Origin of the sequence: Rhodococcus sp. (in: high G+C Gram-positive bacteria) (assembly GCF_049286785.1) — a bacterium.
Taxonomy (GTDB): domain Bacteria; phylum Actinomycetota; class Actinomycetes; order Mycobacteriales; family Mycobacteriaceae; genus Rhodococcus_F.
The window spans coordinates 1-1,541 of the sequence record NZ_JBAQEO010000096.1 but is presented as its reverse complement, the minus strand read 5'-3'; the positions used below and the strand labels follow the sequence as shown (position 1 = coordinate 1,541).

Here is a 1,541-nt window from a genome sequence, read left to right as displayed (position 1 = left end):
GGGGGGGTTGGTGGTGCGGGAGCCACCGGCACAACCTGCCGCTGGACCACCGGCGGCGAATCTGCTACCGGCTCCGGAGTATTCACCACAGGTGGCAGCGGAGGTGCGGCCACTTCGGTCGGTTGTTGGGGGCCCGATCCGACCGGGATGGAGGCCAGACCGCCGGTCATCAAATCCACGACGGCAACCTCGGGCATCGCCGAGGACCCGGGCTGGACGACCAGAACCCTGCTCTCCTCGAACCCGGGCCAAGGCGCACCCTCCAGTTCGGTTTCGTCACCGAGGACCGGTGCACCCAGCGGGCTACCGTCCAGACAGCGAACCCGGGGGACACCGCGGTCGTCGATCAGAACGGTCGTTCCGGCCTCGAGTACCGCCTGGAACGGCTTGGCGCGACCCGAGACGAAGCCGTGGTCGGTGACTCGCGTGTCTGCACGGAGCAACACGGGCGTCAGTGTTCGGACGTAACTTCGGACATCGTCGATCTTGAACACGGCCGACCACGCGGACATTCGCCCCGGATTCTGTTCCAACTCGTCGACCAGCAGTTGCCGGTTGCAGAGCGGGCGATCGGGGCTGCCCCCGTAGAGTCCGGCGCGATCACCGGGCACCCGTATACCCACGTCGCCGGGTTCTGCCGGCAGGTCGGTGCCGGGAGGTCCGTACGGGACAGTGGTCGGCGTCTGGGGCGGGAGCAGCACCGCCGTCCAGGGAGCTTCGGCATCAGCAGTCGCGCCGGTGAGTTCGATCGGTTCGGACTGCGAGGAACCACCCGAGCACGCAATCGACACGGCGGCGACGACGGCACACGCTCCGACCAGCCAGCTACCCGGTGCGCGCGGGGAGCGCGTACCGGCACCTGCGACTGCTTTCGGTCGGGCTCGCCATGCGGCCCGCCCGCCGAGGTCGGTGGCCACGGGGCCATCGTAAGCACAGCCCGCACCCGGGCGGGCCTGTTTCGCCGCCTGCCCGGGTGAACGGGTCAGCGCGTGATCATGTCCTCCTGCGACCAGAACGCCTTCATCGAGGTGATCTTCGCGTCGTCGTCGAACGTCATCACATCGATGGGTGCGATCTCGAGTGACTGTTCGCCCAGGTCGGTGACCAGCGAGAAGTGGAACGCCGCCGAATGACCGGCGATCTTCAGTGTCCGCAGCTCACCCGTCTGCTTCAGCGGCTCGATCACGCCATAGAACTCGCGAAGCGATTCGACCGTGGTGCGAGGTTCGGTGCCCACCGGATCCTCGACGGTGGCGCCGTCTGCGTAGAGGGCGAGAACGTCGTCCACCGTCCCGGTGGCCACCGCCTCGACGTACCTCTCGACGGTCTTGCGAATGTCTTCTGCGGACGGTGCCATGGCGCGTACCCCTCAGTCGGCTAGAACGTGTTCTAGTGATGAGCGTAGCGCAGGGCTCGCCCGCCGGGGAACAGCCCGCTTTACCCGGGCAGCGGGAGCTGGGGTAGAACTTGCAACCCCCAAGGGTGCCTGTGCACGGACGCCGGCACGTCCCATGATTGCCGAACCTGCCGAATCATCCGAC

The 1,541-nt window shown here is 67.4% G+C and carries 2 protein-coding genes; both read right to left on the bottom strand.

Translation table 11 applies throughout. The features are described 5' to 3' along the window. Positions 1–917: DUF6777 domain-containing protein (locus WAW17_RS03720; protein WP_422331665.1), on the bottom strand; the 917-nt coding region annotated here is incomplete at its 3' end. 65 nt (positions 918–982) lie between these two features. Then, entirely contained in the window at positions 983–1,357 is a 375-nt protein-coding gene (locus WAW17_RS03715; protein WP_422331664.1) for a nuclear transport factor 2 family protein, read from the bottom strand. Positions 1,358–1,541 lie beyond the last annotated feature (184 nt).